Genomic DNA, 24,206 nt, shown 5'->3' on the forward strand with positions numbered 1-24,206 from the left:
GTCCGCGCGCACGGCACACCACCGGCGCGGTCCGCGGGCCCGCTGAGCCGGGCGATCACGTAGACACGCGCGGGGGGTGCCGGGTATTGAGGACACCATGCTGTCCACGGCGGGCGACCGGGTGCCCCGATGACCGGGCCGCTCGCCGGGATCCGGGTGCTCGACCTGAGCCGGGTGGTGATGGGGCCGCTGGCCACCCAGGTCCTGGGCGACCAGGGCGCGGACGTCATCATGGTCGAGGCCGACGGCGGCGACACCAACCGGGTGATGGGCCCGGGGCCGCACCCGCAGCTCTCCGGCGTCGCGCTGAACATGCTGCGCAACAAGCGCTCGGTGGACGTGGACCTCACCACCCCGGAGGGCGTGGCGATCGTCCACGGCATCGTCCGCACCTGCGACGTCGTGGTGGCCACCATGCGGCCGCAGGCGCTGGCCCGGCTCGGTCTGGACTACCCGGCGCTGCGGGCGATCCGGCCCGACCTCGTCTACTGCCAGGCCCAGGGCTACCCGCTGGCGGGCTCGCGGGCCCACGAGCCCGCCTACGACGACATCATCCAGGCCGCGACCGGGGTCTCCGACATCATCGCCCGGGTCTACGGCACCGCCGGGCTGTTCCCGTCGATCTTCGCGGACAAGGTGTGCGGGCTGGTGATGGCCCAGGCCGTGACCGCCGCGCTGCTGCACCGCGAGCGCACCGGCGAGGGCCAGCACGTCGAGGTGGCGATGGTGCAGGCGATGTCGGCGTTCATGCTGGCCGAGCACGGCAGCGGCGCGATCCCGGAGCCGCCGGTGACCGCCCCGGGCCACCCGGCCGCCGGCTACCCGCGCATCCTCACCCCGGAACGCCGCCCGCACCCCACCCGCGACGGGCTGGTGCACATGTTCCCCTACCGCCCGGTCCACTACGCGACGCTCTTCGCCGCCGCCGGGCGCCCGGACGCCGCGGACGACCCCCGCTACGTCGACCAGCGCGCCACCATCGCCAACGCCGAGTCGCTCTACCGCGACGTCCGGGCCGTCTGCGCCACCCGGACGACGCAGGAGTGGCTGGACTTCTGCCACGGGGTCGGCATCCCGGCCACCCGGGTCGCCTCCCTGCAGGACCTGGTGGACGAGCTGCCGCTGGCCGAGCACCCGGTGACCGGCCGCTACCGGGTCATCCCGGCGATGGCGAACTTCTCCGCGACACCGGCCGCGGTGCGCAGGCCGGCGCCGCTGATCGGCGAGCACACCGCCGAGGTGACGGCGGAGATCGCGGCGGCAGCGGCCCACCTCGTCACCGACCCCGACGCCCAGCTGGAGGGAACCGGCCCATGACCGACGTGAGCGTCGAGCGCCGCGGCCACATCGCGGTCGTGACCGTCCACCGGCCGCCGGCCAACTACTTCGACTTCGCGCTCATCCACGACCTCGCCGACGCGTTCGAGGGGCTCGACGCGGGCGACTGCCGGGCCGCCGTGCTCGCCGCCGAGGGCAAGCACTTCTGCGCCGGAGCGGACTTCGGCGGCGGTGGCGCCCCGGGCGAGCGCGTGGACAGCTCCCGCCTGCTCTACCGCGAGGCGGTGCGGCTGTTCCGGGTGGGGGTGCCGGTGGTGGCCGCGGTGCACGGCGCCGCGGTGGGCGGCGGGCTGGGGCTGGCCTGCGCGGCGGACTTCCGGGTCACCGTGGCGGGCGCCCGCTTCCACGCCAACTTCGCCGCGCTGGGCTTCCACCAGGGCTTCGGGCTCAGCGCGACGCTGCCCCGGCTGGTCGGCGCCCAACGGGCCGCGGAGCTGCTCTACACGGCCCGGAAGCTGACCGGCGAGCAGGCCGTCGCGCTGGGCCTGGCCGACCGGCTCGCCGACGGGGCGGACCCGCTGCCCGCCGCGATGGCCTTCGCCGACGAGATCGCCGCGTCGGCGCCGCTGACCGTGCGGTCGATGAAGCAGACCCTGCGCGCCGGGCTGGCCGACGAGGTCGCCGCGGCGACCGAGCGGGAGCTGTCCGAGCAGGCCCGGCTGTGGGCCACCGAGGACTGCGCGATCGGCATCGCGGCGAACCTCGCCCGCGAGGTGCCGGTGTTCGTCGGCCGCTGACGCGGACCGCGCAGCGGACGCAGGGGATGGGAGAAGGAGGTGGTGCGGCGGTGCGGACCCGAGCCGTGATCTGCCGGGAGGCCGGCGCGCCGTGGGAGCTCGTCGAGCTGGACCTCGACGAGCCGGGAGCGCGGGAGGTCCGCGTGCGGTTCCGCGCGGCGGGCCTCTGCCACCTCGACGAGCACGCCCGGACGGGTGGCCTCCCCGTGCGCGCGCCGTTCGTCGGCGGCCACGAGGGAGCCGGGGTCGTGGAGGCCGTCGGACCCGGCGTCTCCCGGGTCGCCGTGGGCGATCACGTGCTGTGCTCACCCGTCCCGGTCTGCGGGCGCTGCCGCTACTGCGCCACCGGCCGGCAGAACCTGTGCGAGGACGGCGCCGGCCCCGCGAACGGCGCGCCGCCGTTCCGCCTGGGCGACGCGGAGGTGGGCGGGTTCCGCGGCCTGGGCACCTTCAGCGAACGGGCCGTCGTCGCCGAGGCGTCCTGCATCGGCGTCCCCGCCGAGCTGTCCCCGGAGGTCGCGGCCCTGCTGGGCTGCACCGTGCCGACCGGGTGGGGCTCGGCCGTCCGCCTCGCCGGCGTGCGCGCCGGCCAGACCGTCGTCGTGTTCGGGTGCGGCGGGGTGGGGACGAGCGCGGTGCGGGCCGCGGCGACCGCCGGGGCCCGCCGCGTGGTCGTCGTCGACCCGGTGCCGCTGAAGCGGGAGACGGCGCTGCGCTCCGGCGCCACCCACGCCTTCGCCGACGCGGCCGCGGCGCACGACTTCGTCGTCGCGGACACCTGGGGCGAGCTGGCCGACCACGCCATCGTCACGGTGGGCCGGGTCGACGACGCGGTGCTCGACGCCGCGCTCCTGGTCGTCGGGAAGGCGGGCCAGGTCACCGTGACCTCGCTCGGCCCCGGGTCCTTCCGCCACCACCCGAGCCCGGCGATCGCCTACACCCGCCGGATCCGCGGCGGCCCGCACGGCGGGTGCAACCCCCTCGACGACATCCCCCGCCTGGTCCGCATGCACCAGGACGGGCAGCTCGACGTCGGCGGTCTCCTCACCGACCGGTACCGGCTCGACGACGTCCGCACCGGTTTCGACGACCTGCTCGCGGGTCGCGGCGTCCGCGGGGTGATCATCCATGGCCGGTGAGGTCCGGGTCAGCGCCGGTGTCCTGCTCGACGGCGGGTCGGAGTGGGAGCTCGTCGAGCTCGGCCTCGACGAGCCCCGCGCGCACGAGGTGCGGATCTCCTTCCGCGCCGCGGGCCTGTGCCACTCCGACCACCACGTCACCCGGCGCGACTTCCCCACCCGGCTGCCGATCGTGGGCGGGCACGAGGGCGCGGGCGTGGTCGAGGCCGTGGGTCCGCACGTGGCCAGGGTGCGCCCGGGCGATCGGGTGCTCTGCTCCTACATCCCCGCCTGCGGCGTCTGCCGGCCCTGCTCGACCGGGCACGAGAACGTCTGCGTCAAGGGCGGCAACGCCATGACCGGCGCGGCCGAGGACGGCACGTTCCGGTTCCACCTGGGTGGCACCGACCTGGGCGGGTTCTGCGGCCTGGGCACCTTCGCCCAGCAGGCGGTGGTCTCGGAGTGGGCCTGTCTGCCGCTGCCCGACGACGTCCCGTTCGAGGTCGGCGCGCTGCTCGGCTGCGGGGTGCCGACCGGGTGGGGCTCGGCGGTGCGGGCGGCCGAGGTGCGCGCGGGCGACGTCGTGGTCGTGGTCGGGGTCGGCGGGGTGGGGATCAACGCGGTGCAGGGCGCGCGGTTCGCCGGCGCCCGGCACGTGATCGCCGTCGACCCGGTCGAGTTCAAGCGCAGCACGGCGCTGCGGTTCGGGGCGACAGCGGCGCACCCGCGCCTGGCCGATGTCGCGGACGCCGTCGCCGGGATCACGGGGGGCCGGATGGCCGATCACGTCATCCTGACCCCGGGCGCGCTCGACGAGGACATGATCGCCACGAGCCTGGCCGTGGTCGGCCGGGGTGGGCGGGTCGTCGTCACGGCGAACGGCCGGTCGGCGGAGAAGGCGCTGAGCTTCGCCGCCCGGGACGTGGTGTCCCACCAGCGGGAGGTCCGCGGGGCGCTGTTCGGCAACTGCAACCCGCTCGCCGACATCCCGCTGCTGATCGAGCTGTACCGCGACGGCGCGCTGCGGCTGGACGAGCTCGTCTCCCGCCGCTACCGGCTCGACCAGCTCAACGAGGCCTACCGGGACATGGTGGACGGGCACAACATCCGCGGGGTGGTGCTGCACGACGCCACGGAGGGCGGCGCCGCGCAGCGGCCGCCCGGCGTCAGCGAACGGTGATCACGACGACCGGGAACCTCCGGTCGGTGTTCTTCTCGTAGTCGGCGGCGTCGGGCCAGTACTGGCGCCACACGCCGTACAGCTCGTCCCAGTCGTCGTCGCGGCCGGGGCGCACGACCCGGTGGTCGGCCTGGACCGTGTCCGCGCCCAGCTCGACGGTCACCGGGCCGTCGAGCGCCTCGAGGTTGGCGAGCCACTGCGGGTCCTGCGGGGCGCCGCCCGCGCTGGCGCAGACGATGTAGGAGCCCTGGTGCGGGGCCGCGACCAGCGGGTTGACGAAGTCCTTCCCGGACTTGCGGCCGGGCGTGTGCAGCAGGAGGGTCGTCTTGCCCTCCCAGTGACCGCCGAGCACGCCGTCGTTGGCGCGGAAGTCCTCGATCACCGTGTCGTTGAAGGAAGCCACCCCGCGGACGCTAGTCGACGCCCCGCGCCTGATCGACATCGACCACCCGGGCGAGCACCTCCTCCAGCGCCGCGTCGGCGAGCGCGCGCACCTCGGCGTCCGTGCGGTCCTGGATGGGGTGCGGCACGAACACCGAGGGCACCGCGCGGTAGCCCAGCGCCCTGGCCTGGGCGTCGGCCGCCTCCACGAACTCGGTGGAGGCGAGGAAGGTCGCGATCACGCCCCGACCCTCGAGGGCGACGAAGTCGTGCACACTGCACGACGTGCACGAGCCTCAATCGGCGAGCGCCTCGATCACGACGTCGCACTCGGTGGTGATCTCGCGCCGCAGGTCGGGCGGCATCGGCTTGGTGAAGGTCGGCTTGGCGTAGCGGCGCACCGTGACCCCGCGCTCGGCCAGCAGCTCGGCGAGCCGGTCGAGGAAGACGTCGCCGCGGGGCTTGGAGATGTCGAGCAGGCCGACCCGCAGCCCGTCCAGCGACGCCGGGCGGGCGATCGCCGTGCGCGCGTCGGGCGCGGACTCGTCGGTGGGGTCCAGGACCACCAGCGGGCCCCTCACCCCCGTCCCGTTCACCGCCACGGGTCCACCTCCCTCGTCACCGGCGCGCTCCCGCCCGGTCCGCCCGCCCAGCCGCCGATCACGGCCGAGAACATGCCGGCGCCGCCGCCGGCGTGCACGATCAGCAGCCCGCCGGGCCGGAACTTCGCCAGCGGACGATCGGAGTCGCCCGCGGGCACGCCCTCGTCGACGCCGCCCGCGCCGCGGGTGATCTCGGCCCGGTCGAGCAGCAGGTACTCGTCGAGCGCGGCCTGCAGCCGCGCCCGGTCCCAGCCGGCCTCGGCGAACACGCGCGCGTGCTCCGGGCACACGACGAGCGTCGCGTCGAAGCCGCGCACCAGCTTGGGGTGCACCACCCCGCGCAGGCCCAGGGCCAGCGAGCGGGCCAGCGACTCCGGGCGCCGGGAGATCTGGTCGGCGACGCCGCGGGGCCCCTCGGCCGCGAACACGGTGACCGCCGAGCGGCCCGCCGGCACGCCGCGGCTCTGCGCGAGCGGCTCGAAGGGCGAACCCTCCTCGTCCTCGGCGAAGCAGAACCCGACCTTCCCCGGGTGGCCCAGCGCGGCCCTGTCCACCTCCCGGGGGCGCCCGCCGCCGACGTTGCGGATCACCAGCTGCAGCGCCCGGCCGATCGTGGAGTTGGCCCGGTTGCCCTGGCCCAGCGCGTTGCCCGCCCAGTTCATCCCGATCTCGGCGCGCACCGGCCCGTTGACCACGATCGCCGGACCGGCGCCCCACGTGGTGGCCAGCAGGCCGTGGGCGTTGAACTCGTCGGTGCAGGCCGCCTCGACGGCGGCGAGCACGACCGGGAGGTACTCGGGGCGGCACCCGGCGAGCACGGCGTTGACCGCCACCTTCTCGACGGTCGCCTCGGCCAGGTTGGGCGGGACCACCGCCACGACCTCGTCGGGCGCGTGCGAGGTGCCCTCCAGCATCCGCAGCACCCGGGCGGGGGTGGGCGCGACGACCGGCAGCCCGTCGGTGAAGCCGCGGTCGAACAGCGCCTCCGCCTCGTCCTCCAGCGCGGAGATCTCCAGCCGGCGCGAGCGCAGCGCCCCGCCGCGGGTGCGGACCAGCAGCTGCTCGGCCACGTCGGGGTCCAGGGTCCGCGAGCCGCAGCCGGGGCGGTGCTCGGGCAGGCCCTCACCGAGGTCGGCGACGCCGGTCAGCTCGGTCCACTGCGCCCGGCTCCAGCCCACGACCCGACCGGCCTCCACTCCCCCGGCGAACCGCACGAGGGTGGGCACGGTCTCGATGTCGAGCGCGAGGCTGGCGCTCAGCTCGGTGTCGTCGCGGAGGTCGGCGACGCCGTCCGGGAACGCGGGGTCGTCCTGGGTGAACACCGTCAGCTCGCCCGTCCGGCTCAGACCGGCGAGCACCGGTTCGACCAGCCGGCAGGTCGGGCAGTCGCGCTTCACCACGGCGACCAGGCCGTCCTCGCGCAGGTCCACCGTCGCCGACTCCGATCGAAGCGCCGAACCAGCAACCGACCGATCTCGCGGGCGCGGCCCGCGCGACCCGCCGCCGGGTTCCGGCGGACGGGTCTCCACGTTGATCCGGTCGCATCAGCCTAATCAGGGCGATGCCGGTGTCAAGCGCCTCGCGCGTGCCGGACACGACGTACTGCGGGGTGGAGTTGATCCGGGCGGATCAGCGCCGGCGCAGCGCGTCGAGGGCGTAGCGGCCGGAGCCGACCGCCGCGATGGCCAGGAACGCCCACGCGAACAGCGCGGCGGGCTCGCCGCCGTTCTGCAGCGGCAGGGCTCCCAGCGGCTGGTGCACGACGAAGTACGCGTAGGCCATCGCGCCGGAGCAGAGCAGCGCGGCGGGCCGCGTCCAGAGCCCGACCAGCACCAGCGCCCCGGCCACGAGGTGGATGGCGCTGCCCCACCACCCGGGCCAGGACAGCAGCTCCACGGGGGTGCCGGCCCCGTCGACGCCGCCGAACGCGCCGAACGCGCCGACGGCGCCGTGCAGGACGAACAGGAAGCCGAAGACGACCCGGAAGCCGGCCCAGGCCGCCTCCCGGAGCCGGTCGGCGCGGGCGGTGGTCGTGCGGGCGGTGGTCGTGCGGGCGGTGGTCGTGCGGGCGGTGGTCGTGGTCGATGCGGTCATCGGGAACTCCTCCTCGGTGGGTGCGTGCGGGGAGCGAGTGCGTCCGCCCCCGCTCATCCGGACGTCGAACGGCGCGGTGCCCGGATCGACACGGCGGCGGACTCCGGGAGATCCGCGGCCGGGCCGGCGCGGCGGACACGGGGGCGGGCGGTCGAGCTGACGTGCCCCATGGCCCCCGCCCACCCCGCGCCGCCCGCGCCCGCCCGGCCCCGCACCGAGAGCAGGACCGAGGCCCTGCTCGGGCGCCTGCTCGCGACCCGGGCCGGGATCACCGGCGCGAGGGTGACCCACGACCTGCGGGTCCCGATGCGCGACGGGGTGGAACTGCTCGCCGAGCACTACGCCCCCCGGGAGCCGATCGGCGGGACCGTGCTGCTGCGCTTCCCGTACGGCGCCGGGGCGCTGCTCGCGGCGACGTTCGCCGGGCCCTTCATCGCCGCGGGCTACCACGTGGCGATCGTGCGGTGCCGGGGCGGTTCGGGTCCGGTGCGCCTGGAGCTGGACGCGATCGCGCACCGCTTCGCCGCCGGGAACCGCATCCGCCTGCTGGTCGCCGGGGCTCGTTCCCCCGCTGGGAGCGCAACCTGGGCACCGACGGGGACCGGCCACCTCGACGGCGCTGGCCCCGTCCCGGCGCGGGATCGACCTGGCCCGCTCGCGGGTGGTGCTGCCGGTGCGCGCCTGACGTCCGCCGCGAACACCGTCGCGGTCCGCTCCGGCTCACCGGGCGGCGACGATGCGGCCGGCGACCTCGGCGGCCCGCTCGGCCGGGATGGCGAAGCCGATGCCGATGCTGCCCGAACCGAGGCTCGCGATCGCCGTGTTGATCCCGACCACCCGGCCGCCCGCGTCGATCAACGGGCCGCCGGAGTTGCCGGGGTTGATGGGGGCGTCGGTCTGGATCGCGGTCTGCCGGTTGCCGTCGTCGCCGAGGCGGGCTTCACGGCCGACCGCGCTGACGATGCCCGCGGTGACGGTGCCCGCGAGGCCGAGCGGCGAGCCGACGGCGAGCACGGCCTCCCCCACCCGCAGGTCACCGGACGTGCGCAGGACGAGCGGGGGCGGAGCGCCGCCGGCGGGCACCCGCAGCACGGCGACGTCGGTCGCCGGGTCGGTCCCGACGATGCGCGCGCTCACGCGGCGCCCGTCGGCGTAGACGACCTCCACGGCCGCGCCGCCCGCCACGACGTGCGCGTTGGTCAGGACGTGGCCGTCGGCGTCGATCACGAACCCGGAACCGGTCCCCGCCCCGCGCGCCCCGCGGACCTCGACCGAGACCACGCTCGGCAGCACCGCCGCCGCGACCGCGTCGAGGGTGCCGGGCGCCGCGGCGGCCGGGGTGCCGCCACCGCCCTGGAGGAGGACGGCTCCGCCGCCGCTCGTCCCGGCCCCGACGGCCCCACCGGCCGCACCCGCGAGCAGGGCGCCGGCCGCGGCGAGCGCCAGCACGGCCGGACCGCGGCTCCGGGTCGGCCGCGGCGGGGCCGTCGCCACGGGTGGTTCCGGACGCGCCGGCGCGGCGAGGAGGTCGGGTGGGACGGGGCCGTGGGGCCCGGGCGGCGGCGCCGCCCGGGGCCCGTCGGGCTCGGTGCTCGGTCGGAACGCTGGGCCGGGATGGGGCACGGGACCTCCTCGGTCCGGAGGGGCGGGTTCGGGTGGGTCAGGGCAGGCGGGCGAACCAGCGCAGCGAGGTGACGGCCGCGGCCAGCGCGGCGAGCAGGGCCGCGGCCAGGACCCACGCGGTGACCTCGCGCTGCTCGGTGCGGTACCCGACCGAGGAGCCGATGTCGTCGTAGACCTCCTGCAGCTCGGCGCCGGTGGCGGCGGTGTACGCCGCGCCGCCGCTGCTCGCGGCCAGCTCGGCGAGCGCGGCCGGGTCGACCGGCACCGGCAGCGTCCGGGAGCCGCTGTCGATGACCCCGGCGGGGGTGCCGTAGGCGATCGTCGAGACCGGCACGCCGGCCGCCGCCGCCTCGGCCGCCGCCGCGTCGAGCGGACCGCCGGCGGTGTTGGCACCGTCGGAGAGCAGCACGACCCGGGCGGGTGGGGGGCCTTCGGGGGTGCTGGCGAGCGCGGCGTCCAGCGACCGGACGGCGGCCAGCGCGGACCCCACGGCGTCCCCGATGGCGGTCCCGTCGCCGAGGTCGGGGTCCTGCAGCGCGGCCAGCACCGGCGTCCGGTCGAGCGTCGGCGCCACCGCCACCGCCGCGGTCCCGGAGAAGGTCACCAGCCCGACGTTGAACGTGTCGGGCAGGCTCGCGACGAACGTGCGGGCGGCCGCGGTGGCGGCGTCGATCCGGCTGGGCTCGACGTCGACGGCCCGCATCGAGGTGGAGACGTCCAGGGCGACGATCACCGTGGCCCGCTCCCGGGGGACGGAGAGCTCCAGCACCGGCCGCGCCAGTCCGACCACGAGCCCGACCGTGACCAGCCCGAACGCCACCGCGGGCACGTGGCGCCGCCACCCGGGCCCGCGTCCGGCCACCCGCTCCAGCAGGGGCAGCGCGGCGAAGCGGACCGCGTAGCGACCGCGCCTGCGCTGCGCGAGCAGGTAGGCCGCGGCGAGCGCCGCGACGCCGACCAGCAGTACCAACCACCACGGTTCCAGGAAGCTCACCGCTTGCCCCTCCGCATCCGGCGCCGACCGGCGACGAAGCGGGCGAGGTCGGTCACCCAGTCGCCGTCCGTGCGCAGCTCCAGGTGCTCGGCGCCGGCCCGGCGCACCGCCGCCGAGGTCGCCGCCGCGTGCGCCGCGCTCGCCTGCGCGAACCGGGCCCGCAACCGCGGGTCGGTGCGGACCTCGCGGCGCCGCCCGGTCTCCGGGTCGACGAGGACGAGCGCACCGACGTCGGGGAGCCGCCGGTCGCGCGGGTCGACGACCCCGACCGCCAGCACCTCGTGCCGCGCGGTGAGCCGGCGCATCGGCGCCTCCCACGGTGAGTCGTCCAGGAAGTCGGACACGACCACGCGCAGCCCCGGGCGGCGGTGCTCCCGGCCGAACCGCTCCAGGCCGGCGGCCAGCTCGGCGCCCGCGCCGGGGCCGGGCGCGGTCCGCGGCGCGTCGAGCAGGTCGCGCAGCAGCGCCCGCCGCGCGAGCCGACCGCCCCGCGGCCGGTGCGTGCCCAGTCCCGCGCCGGTGAGCACGCGGGCACCGAGCCGGTTGCCGGGCGCGTCGGTCAGCGCGCCGAGAGCCGCGACCACGGCGGCGGCGAGCTCGCGCTTCTCCATCACCGCGGTGCCGAAGTCCATGCTGGCCGAGCCGTCGACCAGCACCCAGGTCTCCAGCTCGTGCTCGGCGACGGTGGCCCGCACGTGCGGCTGCCCGGTCCGGGCCGTCACCGACCAGTCGATCAGCCGGACGTCGTCCAGGCCGGGCGAGTAGGGGCGCACCGCGTCGGGCTCGCCGCCGGGGCCGGGTCGCAGGCCGCCGTGGTCGCCCTGCAGGAGGCCGTCGAGCCTGCGCCGCACGGCCAGGTCGAGCCGGCGCAGGGTCCGCTCGGCGCGGTGGGGCGCGGGCGCGGTCACGCAGCCTCCCCGTCGGGCCGTTCCGCTTCCTGCTGGGCGGGCGCCACCACCGGGCGGCGCACCGCGTCGAGGACCCGGCGGACCAGGTGCCGGGCGTCCACGCCGTCGGCCAGCGCGTCGAAGGTCAGCACCAGCCGGTGGGCGACGACGTCCTCGGCGACGTCGGCGATGTCGCCGGGAAGCACGTAGGGCCGCCCGCGCAGCAGCGCCAGCGCCCTGGCCGCGGCGACCAGCCCCAGCGTCGCCCGCGGGCTCACCCCGAACTGCAGGGCCGCGGCCAGGTCGGGCAGCCCGTACTGGGCGGGCTCGCGGGTCGCCAGCACGAGCCGCACCGCGTACTCGGCGCAGGCGTGGTGCACGAACACCTCGTCGGCCCGCCGCTGCAGCTCGCGCACCCCGTCGGCGGACAGCACCCGGCGGGGGCGTGGTGGGTCGACGCTCATCCGGTTCAGGATCGCCAGCTCCTCGGTGCCCGACGGGTAGCCGAGGTCGATCTTGAGCAGGAACCGGTCGCGCTGGGCCTCGGGCAGCTCGTAGACGCCGTCGGACTCGATCGGGTTCTGGGTGGCCAGCACCAGGAACGGGTCGGGCAGCCGGTGGCTGACCCCGCCGATCGACACCTGCCGCTCGGCCATGGCCTCCAGCAGCGCCGACTGCACCTTGGCCGGCGCCCGGTTGATCTCGTCGGCCAGCACGGTGGTGGCGAACACCGGGCCGGGCTCGACGTCGAACGACTCGGTCGACGGCCGCCAGATCCGGGTGCCGACGATGTCGCCGGGCACCAGGTCCGGGGTGAACTGCAGGCGGGCGAAGGTGCCGCCGGTCACCGCGGCCAGCGTGCGCACGGCGAGCGTCTTCGCGACGCCCGGTACGCCCTCCAGCAGGCAGTGCCCGCGGGCGAGCAGCCCGACGAACATCCGCTCGACGGTGTGGTCCTGCCCGACCACCACGCGCTTGACCTCGAGGATCGCCTCCTCGAGCTGCGGTACCGCGGTCATGTTCCTCCTCCGGTCCGGGGGCCGAGCGACCCGGGCGAGGGGGGCACCGGATCGCTCGGCCGTGGACCAGTGCAGCGGGCGGGGGCGAAAACCACCGGCAGGCCGACCGAAAGCCCGGCGAAAACGGAGACGGCTCCGCAACGCCGGCGCGCTTACTGTGGTCCCATGCGGCTCTTGGTCGTGGAGGACGACGAGGACCTGGCCACGGCGTTGGTGACCGGTCTGGGCAGGGCGGGCTACGCGGTCGACTCGGCAGGCACCGGCGCCGCGGCCGTGGAGAAGACCGGGCTCACCGAGTACGACCTGCTCGTGCTGGACGTGAACCTGCCCGACACCGACGGCTTCGCGCTGTGCCGGCGGCTGCGCTCGGCGGGCGGGCCGCGGGTCCTGATGCTCACCGCCCGCGGCGGCCTGGCCGACCGGATCCGCGGCCTGGACGAGGGCGCCGACGACTACCTGGTCAAGCCGTTCGCGCTGGGGGAGCTGCTGGCCCGCATCCGGGTCCTGCTGCGGCGCGGCACCGGTGCGGCCAGCGCCGTGCTCGAACTCGGCGAGCTCGTCCTGGACGACGCCCGCAGCACCGCCGCCCGCGGCGACCGCGAGCTGCGCCTGACCCGCAAGGAGTTCGCGGTGCTGCGCTACCTGATGGCCCGCCCGGAGTACGTCATCTCCGCAGAGGAGCTCCTCGACCACGTCTGGGACGAGAACGCCGACCCGTTCACCCAGACCGTGCGGGTGACCGTCGGGACGCTGCGCCGCAAGCTGACCGTCGCCGGCGAGCCGCCGGTGCTGGAGACCGTGATCGGGCGCGGCTACCGGCTGCGGGTGCCGGGGATCTCGGCATGACGAGGCTCCCCGGCTGGATGCAGACGATCCGGTTCCGGCTCACCGCGACCTACTCGCTGGTGGTGTTCGGGCTGACGGCGGCGGTGCTGGCGCTGGTCTACGCGGTGGTCTCGCAGAACGTCGACGCCGCCCCGCTCGACCCGATCACCGTGCAGAAGGTCAAGCAGGTCGGCAACCAGCTGGTGCTGCGCGAGGACCAGCAGTTCCAGGCCGCCGACCTGGAGAGCGTCCAGCAGGCGGTCAACCACCAGACGCTGCAGGTGCTGCGGACGGCCTCGGCGCTGGTGCTGGCCGGGCTGCTGGTGCTGAGCCTGGTCGTCGGGTGGTGGCTGTCGGGCCGGGCGCTGCGGCCGGTGCGGCGGGTCACCGCGGCGGCGCGCGAGATCGGGGCCACCGACCTGTCGCGCCGGATCGCCCTCGACGGCCCGAACGACGAGATCCGCTCCCTCGCCGACACCGTCGACGACATGCTCGGCCGCCTCGACGGCGCGTTCACCGCCCAGCGTCGGCTGATCGACGACGCCTCCCACGAGCTGCGCCACCCGCTGGCCGTCATCCGCACCACCCTCGACGCCGTGCTCTCCCGGGAGGACGCGACCCCCCAGGAGCGCCGCCGGGCCCTGACCGTGGTGACCCGGGCGACCGCCCGGATGAGCGGGCTGGTGGAGGACCTGCTGGCGGCGGCCCGGCGGGCGGCCCCGGCCTTCGTCGAGACCGACGTCGACCTCGCCGCGGTGGTCGGCGAGGTCGCCGACGAGTACGCGCTGCTCGCCGAGCGCGCCGGGGTCCGGATCGAGCGCCGCTCCGCCGGCGGCAGCACGGTGATCGGCGACGCGGCCGCGCTGCGCCGGGCGATGGACAACCTCGTGTCCAACGCCCTGCGGGTCTCGCCCGCGGGCGGCACCGTCCTCGTGGCCAGCGGCCACGAGCACGGCTGGGCCTGGTCGGCCGTGCGCGACGAGGGCCCCGGCATCGCCGACGAGGACCGCGAGCGGGTCTTCGACCGGTTCTGGCGCGGCCCCGAGCGGGGCGGACCCGACGACCGCGGCACCGGGCTGGGCCTGGCGATCGTCCGGCAGACCGCGGAGAGCCACGGCGGCACGGTCGCCGTGCACAGCGCTCCCGGTGCCGGCAGCACGTTCGTGCTCTGGATCCCGCACGTCACCGACGGCCGCGGCGCCCGGACCCCGGCGCCGCCCACCACCGACCCCGTGGGCGCGGCCGCCCCGGCCGGCGCCCGCACCCGATAGCTCGGACCGGATGATCTCGGCGGAGGCGCTGCGGCGGGCGGCGGTCCTGCTGGTGGCGGTGCTGTGCGCGGCGGCGGGGGTCGTCGGGCTGGTGCGGGCCGACGACGGGCTGCGCCGGGTGGGCACCGTCGTCGACGGGGTGCCGCTGGAGACGGTCAGCGCGGGAGCCGCGACCGGGCGCGGGCCCGGGGTGGTGGTCGTGCACGGCTTCGCCGGCAGCACGCCGCTGATGCGGGGGTTCGCCGACACGCTGGCCCGCTCCGGGTACGTCGTCGTCCTGCTCGACGCGGCCGGGCACGGCCGCAGCCGGGTGCCGTTCGGGTCGGTGCCGCTGGTCGACGACCTGGCGACCGCGCTGCGGCACCTGCGCGGGCAGCCGGGCGTGGATCCGGCCCGGGTCGGGCTGCTCGGCCACTCGATGGGCGCGGGCGCGGTGCTGGCCGGGGCCGCGCTGGACCAGGGGGTCGCGGCCACGGTGGCGATCTCGGGCGGATCGGGCTCCGACGACGGCGGCCCGCGCGTCCGGAACCTGCTCGTGCTCGCCGGCGACCTGGAGTTCGCCGGCATCCGCGCCGCGGGCCCGCGGCTCGTGCGGGCGCTGCACCCGGGCGCGGAGCCGGATCGCACCTACGGCGACCCGGGCGCCGGCACCGCGCGCCGGTACGCCGAGATCCCCGGCGTCGAGCACGTCGGCGTGCTGTTCAGCGCGGCCACCCACCGCGCCGCGCTGGACTGGTTCGACGCCGCGCTGGACCCGCGCCGCGCCGCCGCGCCCGTGGTCGTCCCGCTCGACCGGGCCGGAACGGCCCTGCTGCTGCACCTCGCCGCGGTCCTCGGGTTCGGGGCGCTCACGACGCTGGTGCTGCTCCGGCGGGCGCCACCGGTGGCTGCCGGCGGGGCGGCGGCGCCCGACCCCGGCGCCGCCGCGGGCGGGCGCTCGGCGGTCCGGCCGGTCCTGGCCCCGGTCGCCGCCGCCGTCGGCGCGACGCTGGTGATGCGGGTGGTCCCGGCCGGGTGGCTGCCCGTCCGGGTCGCCGACTACGCGGTCGGCTGGCTGGCGGTGTTCGGCCTGGTCCTGCTGGGCCTTGGCCGGCGGCGCCCGACCCCGGCCCGCCCCGGTCCCGCCCCGGCCCGCGCCGCGTTCGCCACGGTCGTGCTCACGGCGTCGACCGTCGTCGGCTTCGCCGTGCCCGCGCAGCTCGGCTGGGCCTGGTCGACCCCGGCGGGCACCCGGCTGTGGCTGCTGCTCCCGGCGTTCGCCGCCGGCGCGCTGCTGGTGGCCGGGTTGGAGGCCGTCGCGGGTCGCCGCCCCGTCCTCGGTCACGCCTGGGCGGCGCTGGTGGTGGTGCTCGGGCTCACCGGCGCCGTGCTCGTCGGCGGCGCGCCGTCGTTCGTGCTGTTCGTGGCGCCGCTCTTCGCGGCCCTGCTGGTCTGGCAGGCCCGCACCGCCGCGGTCCTGCGCGGCGCGGCGATGCCGGTGTGGTCGATCGCCGTGGTGGGCGGCGCGCTGCTGGCCTGGCCGCTCGCGCTGACCTTCCCGATCACGGCCTGAGCGCGCCCGGCGATGAGTTCCGCCCGCCGGGCCGGTCATGACGGGCATGACCGAGCAGATCCTGACGGTGGACGGCGCGCGGCTGTGCGCGGAGGTCTTCGGCGACCGGGACCACCCGGCCGTGCTACTGATCGGCGGTGCGTCCGCTTCGATGGACTGGTGGGACGTCGAGCTGTGCGAGCGGCTGGCCGCGGCCGGGCGCCGCGTGGTGCGCTACGACCACCGCGACACCGGCCGCTCCGCGTGCTCCCCGCCCGGCGCGCCCGCCTACACCGGCGACGACCTCGGCACCGACGCGATCCGCGTGCTCGACGGCCTCGGCATCGCCGCCGCCCACCTGGTGGGGGTGTCCATGGGCGGCGGCATCGCCCAGGAGCTGGCCGTGCGGCACCCGCGGCGGGTGCGGAGCATCACGCTGATCGCCACCAGCCCCGCGGGCGAGCGCGCCGCCAACGCCGCTCCGCTGTCGCCGCCGTGGCCGGGGCTGGCCGCGACCTTCACCGACCCGCCCCCCGACCCGGCGTGGGACGACCCGGCCGCGGTCGTCGCGCACCTGGTGGCGGCGGAGCGGCTGTACGCAGGCCCGGGCGGCTTCGACGAGGCGGCCGCGCGCCGCATCGCGGCCGCCGTGGTCGCCCGCAGCACGGACCCGGCCGCGGCGGCCAACCACTGGGTCGTCGCCGGGGACGCCACCGAGCCCTTCGGGATGTCCGACATCGCCGTACCGACGCTGGTCCTGCACGGCACCGCCGACCCGCTGCTGCCGTTCGACCACGGCGAGGCGCTGGCCGCCGAGATCGCCGGCGCGACGCTCGTCGCGCTGCCCGACATGGGCCACCAGGTGCCACCGCGGCGGCTGTGGGACGTGGTCGTACCGGCGATCGTCGCGCACACCGGCGGCGACCCCGGGCCCGAGCGCGTCGCCTCAGGGGCCCACCGGTCCGTCGACGACGCTGGGTAGCCGACGGGATACCGTCTCCCCCGGCAGCACCCGTACGCGCCCGGAGGAGACACGGTGAGCGAGGACGAGGCCCCGGGCCTGCGGACGGACGTGCCCCACGGCGCCCGCATCTGGAACTACTGGCTCGGCGGCAAGGACAACTTCCCCGCCGACCGCGCCGTCGGCGACGCCGTGCGCGACGCGTACCCGGCGGTCGCCGAGTACGCCCTCAAGTCCCGCCGGTTCCTCGTCCGCGCCGTGCGCCACCTCGCGGGCGAGGCCGGGATCACCCAGTTCCTCGACGTCGGCACCGGCCTGCCGACCATGCAGAACACCCACGAGGTCGCCCAGGCCCTGCAGCCGACGGCCCGGGTCGTCTACGTCGACAACGACCCCATGGTCCTGGCCCACGCCCGCGCCCTGCTGGCCAACACCACCGCCGAGGGCACCACGACCTACCTCGACGCCGACTACAACCACCCCGACCTCATCATCGACGGGGCCCGCGCCGCCCTGGACTTCGACCGGCCGATCGCCGTGCTGTTCATGGGGGTGTTCGGCTACCTCGACGACCCCGACGACGCCCACGCCGTCGTCCGCAGGGTGATGGCGGCCGTCCCGTCGGGCAGCTACATGGCGCTGTGGGACGCCACCGCCACCACCGAGGAGGCCCGCATCGCCGCGAAGGCGCAGGCCGACGCCGGTTCCCCCTACGCCACGCGCAGCGTCGAGGAGCTCCGCGGCTGGTTCGACGGCCTGGACCTCGTCGAGCCCGGCCTGGTGCCCATCACCCTCTGGCGACCCGACCCCGCCGAGGTCGGCCGGCCCGAGGCCATCGAGGCCTACGGCGCCGTCGCCCGCAAGCCCTGACCGGCGGGCCGCCCGCTCACCGGGCGAACCCGAACCCGACCTCGCCGTAGCCCGCGAAGTGGGCCCGGACCCGGTCGCCCGGGCCGATCGCCGGTGGCGTCGTCGTGGTCCCGGTGGTCACGACCTGGCCCGCCAGCAGGCCGGACCCGAACCGGGGCAGCTCGGCGGCCAGCCAGGCCAGCGCCGCCCACGGCGAGCCGAGCACGGCGTCGCCGCGGCCCTCCGCGGCGACCTCGCCGTTCACCTCGATCCGCGTCCGGGCCGCGGCGAGGTCGGCGTCCCGCCAGTCGGGCACCTCCGGCCCCAGCAGGAAGTACCCCGCGCAGGCGGCGTCGGCGATCAGCGACGGGCCGCCGACGGTGGAGAACTCGACGAACCGGGAGTCGGGTACCTCGACGGCCAGGTGCAGCGCCGCGACCGCGCCGGCGAGCGCGGCCGGCGACGCCCCGGCCGGCACGTCCGCGCCGAGCCGGAACGCGAACTCGGCCTCGACGACCCCCATGTGCAGGTCGGCGGAGGGGACCACGCTGCCCGGTTCGTACCGGAACCGCTCGAACAGCGGCCCGGGCAGCGGCCCGGTCACCCCGATGTGGGCCTGCCCCGCGCCGGACGTGGCCGCGATCTTCCAGCCGTAGCTGGGACCCGCGAGAGCCACCAGCTCCCGCTGGGCCGCCCACCCCTGTGCCGGCGTGGACGGTCGGACCGGGGCCGGCAGCGCCTCGATCCGCTCGCCGGACCGCCATGCCGACCACAGGATGTCGGCCACCCGGGCCGCCGCCCCGCCCGCCACGTCGTCCACCGCCATGGGTCCCCTCCCCCGCGTCCCGCACCGGCCGCCGGCGCCCCGGTCACCCGGTCCATCATCGGCGCCGGCGACCGGCCGCGGCGGGCGGGGGCTACTCGAACACCCCGTAGCCGGGCACGGCGTGCTTGCGGACCGCGTCCATGTCGAGCTCGACGCCGACCCCCGGGGTGTCCTCCGGCAGCGTGATGTAGCCGTCCTTGACGATCGAGCCGCTGCCGTCGGGAGCGACCACGTAGCTGTCCCACACCTCGCGCTCCTCCAGCGCGTGCCACTCCTGGACGTAGAAGTTCGGGATGGCGGCGCACTGGTGCGACGCGGCCATCGTGCCGAGCGGGGTGGACACCAGGTGCGGCGCGAACGGCACGTAGTGCATCTCGGCGAGGTTGGCGATGCGCTTGGACTCGGCCAGGCCGCCGCACTTGGGGATGTCGGGTTCGATGACGTCGACGGCGCCCGACTCGAGCAGCCGGCGGAACCCCCAGCGCAGGTACAGGTTCTCCCCGGCGCAGATCGGGGTGCTGGTCTGGGCCCTGACCCTGACCAGCGCGTCGATGTTCTCCGCGGGCACCGGTTCCTCGAGCCACATCAGCTCGAAGGGCTCCAGGGCCCGGGCGATCCGGCAGGCGCTGGGCACGTCGTAGCGGGCGTGCAGGTCGATGGCCAGGTCGACGTCCGGGCCGATCGCCTCCCGGACCGCGGCCACCCGCTCGACCATGCTGCGCAGCTCGGCGGCGTTGACCGTGTGGTTGAAGGCGTCGAACTTGGCCTCGTGGTGCAGGTCGTCGATGTCGAACTTGAGCGCGGTGAAGCCCGCCGCCACCATGCGCTGGGCCCGGTCGACGCACCCGGACGCCGAGCCGGTCGGGTCGTCGCCCTCGCCGCAGTCGGCGTAGAGCCGGATCCGGTCGCGGTACTTCCCACCCAGCATCCGGTAGATCGGCTGGCCCGCGGCCTTGCCCGCGAGGTCCCACAGGGCCAGCTCGATGCCGCTCAGCGCGATGACGAACACGCCGCCCTGCGGGCCGGCGAACACCTTGCGCCTGCGCAGCTTCTCCCAGCAGCGCTCGACGTTGCGGGGGTCCTCTCCGATCAGCTCCGAGCGCAGGAAGTCGATCATGCCGACCACGGCGCCCGCGCCCGCGTCCGGGTTCGCCTCACCGAACCCGCTGATCCCCTCGTCGGTGTCGATCCGGACGAGGGTCGCCTGGCCGTGGTACGCGACCACCGCGGTCTTCACGTCGACGATGCGCACGTCCGCTCCTCCGTTGGGTATGACCGCTCATCGAGTGAGGGTAGTCACGTTTGGGTACTTGTCATATAAGCTGCTGAGGTGCCCAGCAGACAAGCCTCCGACGATGCTGTCAAGGTCCGGACGCTCCCGGTGCAGGTGGCCGCGCGGCTGACCCGGCAGATCGTGGCCGGCGAGTTCCCCGACGGCCGGGCCCCGTCGGAGCTGGAGATCTGCCAGGAGTTCGGCGTCTCCCGGGTGGTCGCCCGCGAGACCATCAAGATCCTCGCCTCGCTCGACATCGTGGACGTGGCGCAGGGCCGCCGGGTCGTCGTCCGGCCGCGCGACGAGTGGGACTACCTGAGTCCGCAGCTGCTCGAGTGGCTGCCCGACGAGCTCGTCGAGGAACTGCTGCGCGAGCTGCACGGGATGCGGATGCTGCTGGAGCCCGAGCTCGCCGCGATGGCCGCCGGGATGGTCACCGAGCAGACGCTGGCCCGGATGCGCGAGGCGCTCGACCGGATGGCGACCCTGGAGGACGAGCCCGACCGCTACCTGGAGGTCGACCAGGAGTTCCACATGGAGATCTGCCGGGCCGCGGACAACCGCATCCTGGACCGGATCATGTACTCGGCCCGCTGGCTGGGCACCGCGAGCCGGCGCATCACCAACGAGGACCCGGCAGGCAGGCGCCGGGCCACCGCGGACCACACCCGCATCTACGCCGCGCTGGCCGCCCGCGACGCGGCCGCCGCCCGTGCGGCCATGCAGTTCCACCTGCGCGCCAACTACTCGGCGCTCACCGGGCGGGACCACCCCGAGGCACCCGCTTAACGACACCTCCGCACGGCCGGCATCCGAACCCGACGACGAGGACGGGGAAGGCATGGCAGCACCACCAGCTCCATCCCGGCGACCCGCGTCGACCAGGGCGGGTCCCCCGCCGCGGCGGCGGCACGGTCCCGCAGCGCTCCCCCGCTCCGCACCGCCCTCCCGACCCGCACCGCTCCCCCGGCGCACACCGCTCCCCGGTCCCGCACCGCTCCCCCGGTCCGCAGCCCTCCCCGTGCGCGGCCGCGCCCCACCCCGGCCGTCACCCGACCGATCCGGGATCTCTCAGCACGCTGCGCAAGAGGCGACGCTCTCCGGCAAGGGGGCCGCGGGCCGTCGCCGCCCGGTTCCCGACACCGGGCCCGTCCTCGTACGACCGGGGAGGCCTTCGCCTCCCGGCCCCCGATGGCAGATGCACGCGTCCGCTCGGTCGGATGCGGGAGGAGCGGTCATGGAAGAATTCCCGGTCTGGTCCCGGCGCAAGTTCCTGGGCATGAGCGCCACCGCGCTCGGCGCCCTCGGCCTGAGCGCGTGCGGTGGCGGCACGCCCGCCGCGCCGCAGGTGCAGGTGCAGGTACCGCAGTCGGTCATCGACGCGGCGGCGCCGTTCCGCGGGCAGCAGGTGCGGATGCTGTCCCAGAAGCTCTACTCCGAGGCCGCCAACGCGGCGCTCGACCGGTCGATCCAGACGTTCGCCGAGGCCACCGGGACCACCATCGAGAACAGCCTGGTCCAGGCCGACGCGGGCGACATGGTGGCCAAGATCGACGCCGAGGTGCAGGCGGGCACCGCCCGCGACCTGGCCTTCGCGACCGACAACCGGTTCGTCGCCCAGTTCTACAACCTCGGCATCCTCACCGACGTCACCGACGTCGTCACCGAGCTCATCGCCGAGTTCGGCGAGCCCACGGCGGAGTCGAAGAACTACTGCGTCTTCGACGGCAAGTGGTTCGCGATCCCCTACCACTTCATCGGGCTGGGCTCGTTCGCGCGCAAGGACTGGATGCAGGAGAAGGGCATCGCGCTCAAGGATTTCTACACCTGGGAGGAGATGCGCGACATCGCCCTGGAGATCTCCGACCCGGCCCAGCGCCGCTTCGGCTGGGGCATGACGATCAACCGCTCCGGCGACGCCAACGGCCTGATCGAGTCGATCATCAACGGCTACGGCGGCGCGCTCACCTCCAACGACGGCACGAAGGTCACCTTCAACACCCCCGAGACCGTCGAGGCCGTGTCCTTCCTGGGCGACATCTACACCAACCCGAAGTACAAGCCGATGCTCCCGCCCGGGATCGAGAGCTGGACCGACTCCAGCAACAACGAGAACTGGCTGGCCGGCATCCTCGGCTACACCCGCAACCAGTACAGCGTCTACGCCGACTCCAAGTCCAAGGGGAACCCGGTCTACGAGCAGACCCACCCCTTCATCGACTGCATCGGGCCGGCCACCGACCGGCCGCTGCTGTTCGGCCAGTCCCAGGCGTTCGTGGTCTTCAAGGGGGTGGCCAACCCCGACCTGGCCAAGGTCCTGGCCAAGTACCTGGTCAGCGGCACCCCGCTGCTCGGGATCGCGAAGGAGGCCACCGGACTGGCGATGCCGGCGTGGCAGAAGGTCTGGGACTCCGACCCGTTCTACACCAGCGGTGACCCGGCCTTCCCGGCCCTGCGCAAGATCACCGAGGCGCCGCTGCCACTGACCACCACGACCGGCAACGCGTTCCCCCAGGCGCCCAGCCCCGGCGCCCAGGCCGCCGTCGCGGCCTACCTGCTCACCGACATGATGCAGCAGGTCGTGCAGGGCACCCCGGCCGCAACGGCGGTCGCCGAGGCGCACGACCGGATGGTGCAGATCTTCGAGCAGCAAGGCGTCCCGCAGTGACGACGCTGCAGAAGCGGCCGGTCCCGGTGGCGGCCGAGGGGCCACCGGGCACCGGCTCGCTCACCCGCACCCAGCGCGCGCTGGGCCGGGACTGGCGCATGGCGGCGGTCTTCATGGGCCCGACGGTGCTGCTGATCGCCGCGCTGATCCTGGTCCCGATCTTCGACTCGGTGGTGACCAGCACGACCGAGCGCCACGGTGCGGAGACGGTGTTCGTCGGGCTGGACAACTACACCGCCCTGGTCGACGACCGCCAGTTCCACACCGGCGTGGTCAACTCGTTCGTCTTCACCGCCTACGCCGAGGTCTTCAAGGTGGTGCTGGGGCTGATCGCGGCCCTGATGCTGCACCACATGAAGCGCGGGCGGGCGGTGCTGGCCGGGGTCCTGCTGCTGCCCTGGGTGGTGCCGACCGTGGTCACCGCGTTCAGCTGGCGCTCGCTGTTCGACCCGATCTTCGGCAGCGTGAACACCCTGCTCACCGACTCCGGCATCGGTCCGGCGCTGGCCGCGGTGAACCTGGTGGACACCTGGCCTGCCGGGTGGCTGTCCGACGCCTCGCTGGCCATGCCCTCGGTCATCCTGGTCAACGTCTGGAAGGGCATCCCGTTCTTCACGGTGACCTTCCTGGCCGGGTTGAAGGCGATCGACTCCGGCCTGCACGAGGCCGCGATGGTCGACGGCGCGTCGCCGTGGCAGCGGTTCGTGCACGTGACGCTGCCCGGGCTGCGCTACGTCATGATCGTCACGGTGCTGCTGTCGTCCATCTGGACGTTCAACAACTTCGACCTGATCTGGCTGATGACCCAGGGCGGGCCCGGCGACGCCACCGCGCCCTACGTCATGGTCGCCTACAACAAGGCGATCGCGCAGCTGCAGTTCGGCGCGGGCGCCGCGGTCACGCTGGTGATGGTGCCGGTCATCGCGGTGCTGGTGGTGATCCTGGTGCGGATGATGCGCAGCGGCGACGCCCCCACCGCGGCCGTGCTCGGGTCCGGGGGCCGGCGCCCCCTGCTGGGTCGGGCCCAGCGCCGGTCGCTGCTGTGGGTCACCGCCGCGGCCTTCACCGCGCTGCTGGCCTGGTCGTCGCCGCACATCTTCTGGAAGGCCGGGGTCGTGCTCGGCGCCTGCATCCTGGTCGCCGCCGTGGTCGGGCGGCTGATCTCGACGCTCGCCGCCCGCGGGCGGGTGCGGGCCGCGCGCACGGCCACCGGCGTCGGGTCGGGGTTCGCCCTGTTCCTGCTGCTCGGCTTCGTGATCGGCCCGCTCTACTGGATCGTGGTGACGGCCTTCAAGTCCGACACCCAGATCACCATGCGCAGCAACGACCTGTGGCCGACGCCGTGGAGCCTGGAGCAGTTCGGCGAGCTGTTCACCAGCCAGCCGTTCGGCACCTGGTACCTCAACACGATCCTGGTGTCGGTGGCCTCCACGGTCATCGCGCTGGTCTGCTCGGCGCTGGCCGGCTACGCGCTGGCCCGGCTGCGCTTCCGCGGGTCGCAGTCGTTCACCGTCACCGTGCTGCTGACCTACGTGATGCCCGGCGCGCTGCTGTTCATCCCGCTCTACCAGCTGATGAGCGGCTTCCGGCTGACCGACTCGCTGTGGTCGCTGGTGGTGGCCTACCCGACGTTCACGCTGCCGTTCGCGACCTGGCTGCTGGTCGGCTACTTCAAGTCGATCCCGATCGACCTGGAGGAGGCCGCGCTCGTCGACGGCTGCACGCGGCTGCAGGCGTTCCGCCGGATCGTGCTGCCGCTGGCCAAGCCCGGCCTGCTGGCGGTCGCGCTGTTCACCCTGACCAACGCCTGGAACGAGTTCCTGTTCGCGTTCGTGTTCATCACCAAGGACGAGTACAAGACGCTGCCGGTCGGGATGCAGTCGATGATCTTCGGCGACGTGGTGCCGCAGGGCCAGCTGGCCGCGGCCTCGCTGCTGATCAGCATCCCGGTCGTGCTCATGTACGCGTTCGGCCAGCGGTTCCTCACCGAAGGGCTCACCGCGGGGGCGGTCAAGGGATGACGAAGGGA

Annotated in this window: 22 protein-coding genes; 12 read left to right on the forward strand and 10 right to left on the reverse strand. The window is 75.3% G+C overall.

What is annotated here, in order from left to right:
• Positions 1–129: 129 nt before the first annotated feature.
• Genes KDL28_RS11555 through KDL28_RS11570 form a run of 4 tightly spaced genes read left to right on the forward strand, consistent with a single transcriptional unit; the run spans position 130 to position 4,373 of the window.
• Positions 130–1,317: a CaiB/BaiF CoA transferase family protein gene (locus KDL28_RS11555; RefSeq protein WP_252437624.1), complete on the forward strand. Its 1,188-nt coding sequence runs from the start codon at positions 130–132 to the stop codon at positions 1,315–1,317.
• Positions 1,314–2,075 carry an enoyl-CoA hydratase/isomerase family protein gene (locus KDL28_RS11560; RefSeq protein WP_252437626.1) on the forward strand — a complete coding sequence of 254 codons (762 nt, stop codon included), beginning with the start codon at positions 1,314–1,316 and terminating at the stop codon, positions 2,073–2,075. Before KDL28_RS11555 ends, KDL28_RS11560 begins: the two co-directional genes overlap by 4 nt.
• Positions 2,076–2,125: 50 nt before the next feature.
• Positions 2,126–3,214, forward strand: a complete 1,089-nt coding sequence (locus tag KDL28_RS11565; protein WP_252437628.1) for an alcohol dehydrogenase catalytic domain-containing protein — start codon at positions 2,126–2,128, stop codon at positions 3,212–3,214.
• Positions 3,204–4,373, forward strand: a complete 1,170-nt coding sequence (locus KDL28_RS11570; protein ID WP_252437630.1) for an NDMA-dependent alcohol dehydrogenase — start codon at positions 3,204–3,206, stop codon at positions 4,371–4,373. Before KDL28_RS11565 ends, KDL28_RS11570 begins: the two co-directional genes overlap by 11 nt.
• Here the strand turns inward: KDL28_RS11570 and KDL28_RS11575 are convergent.
• The 8 genes from KDL28_RS11575 to KDL28_RS11615 all read right to left on the reverse strand — a co-directional run bounded on the left by KDL28_RS11575 (position 4,360) and on the right by KDL28_RS11615 (position 11,973).
• A complete protein-coding gene (locus KDL28_RS11575; protein ID WP_252437632.1) occupies positions 4,360–4,776 on the reverse strand; it encodes a nitroreductase/quinone reductase family protein in 417 nt (138 codons plus the stop codon). The two genes, KDL28_RS11570 and KDL28_RS11575, sit on opposite strands and share 14 nt — an antisense overlap.
• A 10-nt stretch (positions 4,777–4,786) precedes the next feature.
• Positions 4,787–5,323, reverse strand: a complete 537-nt coding sequence (locus KDL28_RS41100) for a UGSC family (seleno)protein (RefSeq protein ID WP_305882200.1) — start codon at positions 5,321–5,323, stop codon at positions 4,787–4,789.
• A 23-nt stretch (positions 5,324–5,346) separates the two neighbouring features.
• Complete coding sequence (locus KDL28_RS11590) at positions 5,347–6,786, reverse strand: thioredoxin family protein (RefSeq protein WP_252437638.1); 1,440 nt, start codon at positions 6,784–6,786, stop codon at positions 5,347–5,349.
• 199 nt (positions 6,787–6,985) lie between these two features.
• Complete coding sequence (locus KDL28_RS11595; protein WP_252437640.1) at positions 6,986–7,450, reverse strand: DoxX family protein; 465 nt, start codon at positions 7,448–7,450, stop codon at positions 6,986–6,988.
• A 720-nt stretch (positions 7,451–8,170) separates the two neighbouring features.
• Positions 8,171–8,899 carry a S1C family serine protease gene (locus tag KDL28_RS11600; RefSeq protein ID WP_252437642.1) on the reverse strand — a complete coding sequence of 243 codons (729 nt, stop codon included), beginning with the start codon at positions 8,897–8,899 and terminating at the stop codon, positions 8,171–8,173.
• A 211-nt stretch (positions 8,900–9,110) separates the two neighbouring features.
• On the reverse strand, positions 9,111–10,067 hold the full coding sequence (locus KDL28_RS11605) for a VWA domain-containing protein (RefSeq protein WP_252437644.1): 957 nt from the start codon (positions 10,065–10,067) through the stop codon (positions 9,111–9,113).
• Positions 10,064–10,975 (reverse strand): DUF58 domain-containing protein, encoded by a 912-nt coding sequence (locus KDL28_RS11610; RefSeq protein WP_252437646.1) that lies wholly within the window; start codon positions 10,973–10,975, stop codon positions 10,064–10,066. Before KDL28_RS11610 ends, KDL28_RS11605 begins: the two co-directional genes overlap by 4 nt.
• Positions 10,972–11,973 (reverse strand): AAA family ATPase, encoded by a 1,002-nt coding sequence (locus tag KDL28_RS11615; protein ID WP_252437648.1) that lies wholly within the window; start codon positions 11,971–11,973, stop codon positions 10,972–10,974. The genes KDL28_RS11610 and KDL28_RS11615 overlap by 4 nt, the downstream gene beginning before the upstream one ends.
• 165 nt (positions 11,974–12,138) lie before the next feature.
• On the opposite strand from KDL28_RS11615, the gene KDL28_RS11620 reads away from it, so the two are divergent.
• Genes KDL28_RS11620 through KDL28_RS11640 form a run of 5 tightly spaced genes read left to right on the forward strand, consistent with a single transcriptional unit; the run spans position 12,139 to position 17,431 of the window.
• Positions 12,139–12,819, forward strand: coding sequence for a response regulator transcription factor (locus KDL28_RS11620; protein WP_252437650.1), 681 nt, complete (start codon positions 12,139–12,141; stop codon positions 12,817–12,819).
• Positions 12,816–14,069 carry a sensor histidine kinase gene (locus KDL28_RS11625; RefSeq protein ID WP_252437651.1) on the forward strand — a complete coding sequence of 418 codons (1,254 nt, stop codon included), beginning with the start codon at positions 12,816–12,818 and terminating at the stop codon, positions 14,067–14,069. Before KDL28_RS11620 ends, KDL28_RS11625 begins: the two co-directional genes overlap by 4 nt.
• 10 nt (positions 14,070–14,079) lie before the next feature.
• On the forward strand, positions 14,080–15,621 hold the full coding sequence (locus KDL28_RS11630; protein WP_252437653.1) for an alpha/beta hydrolase family protein: 1,542 nt from the start codon (positions 14,080–14,082) through the stop codon (positions 15,619–15,621).
• Between the two features lie 46 nt (positions 15,622–15,667).
• Positions 15,668–16,582 carry an alpha/beta fold hydrolase gene (locus tag KDL28_RS11635; protein ID WP_252437654.1) on the forward strand — a complete coding sequence of 305 codons (915 nt, stop codon included), beginning with the start codon at positions 15,668–15,670 and terminating at the stop codon, positions 16,580–16,582.
• A gap of 54 nt (positions 16,583–16,636) precedes the next feature.
• On the forward strand, positions 16,637–17,431 hold the full coding sequence (locus tag KDL28_RS11640) for an SAM-dependent methyltransferase (RefSeq protein WP_252437656.1): 795 nt from the start codon (positions 16,637–16,639) through the stop codon (positions 17,429–17,431).
• Positions 17,432–17,447: 16 nt separating this feature from the next.
• Here the strand turns inward: KDL28_RS11640 and KDL28_RS11645 are convergent, their stop codons facing one another.
• Both KDL28_RS11645 and KDL28_RS11650 read right to left on the reverse strand, forming a co-directional pair.
• A complete protein-coding gene (locus KDL28_RS11645) occupies positions 17,448–18,236 on the reverse strand; it encodes a 2-keto-4-pentenoate hydratase (protein ID WP_252437658.1) in 789 nt (262 codons plus the stop codon).
• Between the two features lie 91 nt (positions 18,237–18,327).
• The gene (locus KDL28_RS11650) at positions 18,328–19,488 is read right to left on the reverse strand and encodes a mandelate racemase/muconate lactonizing enzyme family protein (RefSeq protein WP_252437659.1); all 1,161 of its coding nucleotides are present in this window, start codon (positions 19,486–19,488) and stop codon (positions 18,328–18,330) included.
• 78 nt (positions 19,489–19,566) lie between these two features.
• On the opposite strand from KDL28_RS11650, the gene KDL28_RS41460 reads away from it, so the two are divergent.
• The 3 genes from KDL28_RS41460 to KDL28_RS11665 all read left to right on the forward strand — a co-directional run bounded on the left by KDL28_RS41460 (position 19,567) and on the right by KDL28_RS11665 (position 24,198).
• Positions 19,567–20,298 (forward strand): FadR/GntR family transcriptional regulator, encoded by a 732-nt coding sequence (locus KDL28_RS41460; RefSeq protein WP_252437661.1) that lies wholly within the window; start codon positions 19,567–19,569, stop codon positions 20,296–20,298.
• Between the two features lie 448 nt (positions 20,299–20,746).
• Positions 20,747–22,177, forward strand: a complete 1,431-nt coding sequence (locus KDL28_RS11660; protein WP_252437662.1) for an extracellular solute-binding protein — start codon at positions 20,747–20,749, stop codon at positions 22,175–22,177.
• Positions 22,174–24,198 (forward strand): ABC transporter permease, encoded by a 2,025-nt coding sequence (locus KDL28_RS11665; protein ID WP_252437664.1) that lies wholly within the window; start codon positions 22,174–22,176, stop codon positions 24,196–24,198. Before KDL28_RS11660 ends, KDL28_RS11665 begins: the two co-directional genes overlap by 4 nt.
• Positions 24,199–24,206: the final 8 nt, after the last annotated feature.

The sequence above is a fragment of the Pseudonocardia humida genome (genome assembly GCF_023898865.1).
In the GTDB taxonomy this organism is placed as follows: Bacteria; Actinomycetota; Actinomycetes; order Mycobacteriales; family Pseudonocardiaceae; genus Pseudonocardia; species Pseudonocardia humida.

Coding starts and splice junctions, on each gene's coding strand:
- KDL28_RS11555 (WP_252437624.1), top strand. CDS start 130: ATGACCGGGCCGCTCGCCGGGATCCGGGTGCTCGACCTGAGCCGGGTG.
- KDL28_RS11560 (WP_252437626.1), top strand. CDS start 1,314: ATGACCGACGTGAGCGTCGAGCGCCGCGGCCACATCGCGGTCGTGACC.
- KDL28_RS11570 (WP_252437630.1), top strand. CDS start 3,204: ATGGCCGGTGAGGTCCGGGTCAGCGCCGGTGTCCTGCTCGACGGCGGG.
- KDL28_RS11595 (WP_252437640.1), bottom strand. CDS start 7,450: ATGACCGCATCGACCACGACCACCGCCCGCACGACCACCGCCCGCACG.
- KDL28_RS11615 (WP_252437648.1), bottom strand. CDS start 11,973: ATGACCGCGGTACCGCAGCTCGAGGAGGCGATCCTCGAGGTCAAGCGC.
- KDL28_RS11620 (WP_252437650.1), top strand. CDS start 12,139: ATGCGGCTCTTGGTCGTGGAGGACGACGAGGACCTGGCCACGGCGTTG.
- KDL28_RS11625 (WP_252437651.1), top strand. CDS start 12,816: ATGACGAGGCTCCCCGGCTGGATGCAGACGATCCGGTTCCGGCTCACC.
- KDL28_RS11630 (WP_252437653.1), top strand. CDS start 14,080: ATGATCTCGGCGGAGGCGCTGCGGCGGGCGGCGGTCCTGCTGGTGGCG.
- KDL28_RS11635 (WP_252437654.1), top strand. CDS start 15,668: ATGACCGAGCAGATCCTGACGGTGGACGGCGCGCGGCTGTGCGCGGAG.
- KDL28_RS11645 (WP_252437658.1), bottom strand. CDS start 18,236: ATGGCGGTGGACGACGTGGCGGGCGGGGCGGCGGCCCGGGTGGCCGAC.
- KDL28_RS11660 (WP_252437662.1), top strand. CDS start 20,747: ATGGAAGAATTCCCGGTCTGGTCCCGGCGCAAGTTCCTGGGCATGAGC.